Source organism: Serinicoccus sp. CNJ-927 (assembly GCF_001942435.1).
Classification (GTDB): domain Bacteria; phylum Actinomycetota; class Actinomycetes; order Actinomycetales; family Dermatophilaceae; genus Ornithinicoccus; species Ornithinicoccus marinus.
Window position 1 is genome coordinate 1 of record NZ_MKKF01000037.1, and the last position, 3,497, is coordinate 3,497.

The following is a 3,497-nucleotide window of genomic DNA, read 5'->3' on the forward strand; positions in this document are numbered from 1 at the left end:
GAGACCCTGCCCAGCATCAAGGCCGAACAAGAATCCCTAGACTGAGACCGTCCACTCTTCGACCGCCGAAACCGTCCAGTTTTCGAGCGCCGTCAACAGGGCCGGTGCCCAAGAACGAGCCTGTTGATCCCCGCGTCCGTCTGGCCATCACGCAGTGGCCCTCTGATGCACCGCGAGGAGCGGTGACGACCTTCTGTGTCGAGCACGGCATCTCGCGCAAGACGTTCTACGAGATCCGGCGACGCGCCCTGGACGAGGGGCCGGCGGCGGCGCTGGAACCGCGGTCCCGGCAGCCCCGGAGGAGCCCGTCGAGGATCAGCGATCAGGCCAAGGAGCAGGCGATCGGGGTGCGTGCGGCGCTGGAACGTTCCGGGCTGGACCACGGGCCGATCAGCGTGCACGACAAGATGCACGCGATGGGCCTGACCCCGGTGCCCTCCACCGCCTCGCTGGCGCGGATCTTCCGCCAGGCCGGGGTGGCCAGGCACGAGCCGAGGAAGAAGCCCCGCTCGGCATGGAGACGGTTCGTCTACCCCGAGCCGAACGCGTGCTGGCAGCTGGACGGCACCGAGTACGTCCTGACCCGCGGCCGCAAGTGCGTGATCCTGCAGCTGATCGATGACCACTCCCGCTTCGCGGTGGCCTCGCACGTGGCCTGGGGCGAGACCTCCCAGGCCGCGATCACCGTCTTCGACAGGGCCGTGAGTGCCCACGGGGTGCCCCAACGGCTTCTGTCGGACAACGGCTCGGCGCTGAATCCTTCCCGGCGCGGCTACATCGGCCAGCTCGTGGAGCACGCCCAGTGCGTTGGGTGTCGAGCCGATCACCGGCAAACCTGGCAGGCCGACCACCCAGGGCAAGAACGAACGGTTTCACCAGACCCTGTTCCGCTACCTGGACAAGCAGCCACTGGCCGAGACCTTGGAGGAGCTGCAGGCCCAGGTCGATGCCTTCGACCACGTCTACAACACCGAACGAGGTCACCAGGGGCTGCCCGGGCGCGTCACCCCGCTGACCGCCTGGGAAGCGACCCCCAAGGCTCAAGCCCCGCGTCCAAGGCCCCTACGGCCGCTCTTCGAGCGGCCCGACCGGACCTACGAGCCCGCACGACGCACGCCCTTGCCCAGGGACCTGCCCGCTGGCACCACCGCCCGGGAACTCAGCTCCAACGGCACCTTCAGCCTCGACGGTGTCACCTACATGGTCGAGGCCCAGCACGCGTTCGTACAGGTCTTGATCACCACCGACGAGCACCGGCTCATCGTGACCGACCTCCACGGCGAGGTCCTGGCCGAGCGCACCCGACCAGAACGAGGCACCAGGTACGTCGGCAACGGTCGACCACGAGGCCCACGCCCCCAGAGCGACTGACTGTCACCAATGTCCTGAGACACCAAACGTCACCGAAGTCCTGATGCAGAACCGTCACCGATGTCCCGACACATCACAAACTGCCGCCAGATCTGCGTTGCGCTTGTTCGAACATGTGTGCTAATCTCGCGTCAGGTGGAGGGAGGGACGATGACACGACGTCGGGGCTGTGACGTGGCAGGTGGTGGGCTGCCGGAGCGCGCGAGCGTGCTCGAGCTGCAGCTGCGCCGTCTGATCCCGTCCGTTCCCCCGGTGCGGTCCTTTCCCAGACCGGGGTGCCGCGTGCTGGTCGAGGTGGCAGGTGTGTCCGGTGCCCCGACGGATTCGCGATCGGACAGCCACGCATCCCCTGGCAGCGGTGTGGCTCGCGTCGCGGACGACGCGCGCCCGGGAGGTGGGAAGGAGACCGTCCCCCCGGGGTCCGGTCTCAGCACCGAGCAGGTGGTCGGCGAGGCGGGCGGCGTTGCTGAGGCGTCGAGTGCGGTCGCGAGGGTGCGTGAGGTCGCGGCGCGTCGTGCGGCGATGGAGGCCGAGCTGCTGGACGCGGCCTGGGACCTGGCCGCGCAGGTGGGTCGAGAGCTGTTGGCGGACAAGGGGTTCAGCGACGTCGAGGAGCTCACTGCGGGCCAGCGGCGCCGGTGGCGGGCCGAGACCAAGCGTCTGGCGTGCGGCCGAGCTGCAGGTCGCGCTCGGCGCCGGGGTGAAGGAAGCCCGCCAGCTCGTGGGCACGGCGTGTGCGCCGGCACCGGTCCGGGCCGCGGTGCACCACGCCCTGCGCTCCGGGCTGGCGTCGTGGGGTCACGTGCGCGGATTCTGGGACCGGTGCGCCAACCTGCCCGCCGAGTCCGCCGCGCTGGTCGCCGAGTCGCTGTTCGGGTCCGACCCCGCGGGCGTGGTGCCCGAGCGTCTCGGCCCGGACGGGGTGAACCGCCCCGGGTTTGGTGGAGGGTCTTGATCTCTACGGGAGAGTGGAGTCATGCCTGCACCGAGGAAGTACAGCGACGAGTTGCGTGAGCGTGCGATCCGCGCGGTGAACGAGACGATCCGGGAGAGTCCGGGGTTGCCGGTCAAGCGCGCCTGCAACCAGGTGGGTGAGCAGCTGGGCATCCCGGGTGCCACGTTGCGGAACTGGTTTCGTGGCCCGGCACCGGCAGCGGGGTCCTCGGCGACGGCGACCGATCCGCACGAGCGGCTCGTGCAGCTGGAGAAGGAGAACCGGGAGCTGCGCCGGGCGAACGCGATCCTGCGGTCGGCGTCGGCTTTTTTCGCGGCGGAGCTCGACCGCCCATCGAGTCGTTGATCTCCTACATCGACGAGCACAAGGACCAGTTCGGGGTCGAGCCGATCTGCACCGTCCTCACCGAGGCCGGCGCGAAGATCGCCCCGAGCACGTACTACGCGGCCAAGACGCGTCCGCCGTCGAGCCGGGCGCTGGCCGACGCGGCCCTGGATGAGCGGATCAGGGCGACCGACGAGGCCAACTACGAGGTCTTCGGGGTGATGAAGATGTGGAAGGTGCTGAACCGGCAACACGTCCTGGACGAGCACGGCGAGCCGACCGGTGTGCGCTACCCGCCAGTGGCGCGGTGCACGGTGGCCCGGCGGATGAAGGCCTTGGGCCTGGTCGGCGCGGTCGCCGGCGACCACAAGCAGCCCCGGACCACGGTGTCGGCCAAGGACGGCCACCCGGCCGACCAGCTGAACCGGGACTTCACCGCCGCGGCGCCGGATGACCGGTGGGTCGCCGACATCACCTACGTCCCGACCTGGGCCGGGTTCGTCTACGTCGCGTTCGTGATGGACCTGTACTCCCGACGCATCGTCGGGTGGAGGGTCACCGCCTCGCTGCACACCGACCTGGCCCTGGACGCCCTGGAACAGGCGATCTGGCAGCGCCACCGCCAGGGGCGCGACCTGACCGGCCTGGTCCACCACGCCGACCGCGGAGTCCAGTACCGAGCGATCCGGTACACCGAACGCCTCGAAGAGCTCGGCATCGTCGCCTCGGTGGGGTCCAAGGGCGACTCCTACGACTGCGAGGATCGTGTCTGCGCCACCGCCTGGGGTCTGACCCTTGTTATGACCGGCCCCGCTGGGTGCCCTTGCGTTGACGTGTCGGCTCTGGG

Annotated in this window: 3 protein-coding genes, 1 pseudogene and 1 other annotated feature; all 4 genes and pseudogenes read left to right on the forward strand. The window is 69.6% G+C overall.

Going from position 1 to position 3,497, the window contains the following annotated elements; translation table 11 throughout:
* Positions 1–182: 182 nt before the first annotated feature.
* A pseudogene (locus tag BJF86_RS11035) lies at positions 183–1,415 on the forward strand (integrase core domain-containing protein).
* A gap of 656 nt (positions 1,416–2,071) precedes the next feature.
* Entirely contained in the window at positions 2,072–2,326 is a 255-nt protein-coding gene (locus tag BJF86_RS11040) for a hypothetical protein (RefSeq protein ID WP_075818956.1), read from the forward strand.
* Between the two features lie 21 nt (positions 2,327–2,347).
* The gene (locus tag BJF86_RS11045; protein WP_075818958.1) at positions 2,348–2,671 is read left to right on the forward strand and encodes a transposase; all 324 of its coding nucleotides are present in this window, start codon (positions 2,348–2,350) and stop codon (positions 2,669–2,671) included.
* Positions 2,629–2,757: a sequence feature (AL1L pseudoknot), on the forward strand. Its footprint overlaps the gene before it by 43 nt.
* On the forward strand, positions 2,668–3,497 hold an 830-nt coding region (locus BJF86_RS11050; protein WP_075818960.1), incomplete at its 3' end, for an IS3 family transposase. Its footprint overlaps the feature before it by 90 nt. The genes BJF86_RS11045 and BJF86_RS11050, both read left to right, overlap by 4 nt.

Coding starts and splice junctions, on each gene's coding strand:
- BJF86_RS11045 (WP_075818958.1), top strand. CDS start 2,348: ATGCCTGCACCGAGGAAGTACAGCGACGAGTTGCGTGAGCGTGCGATC.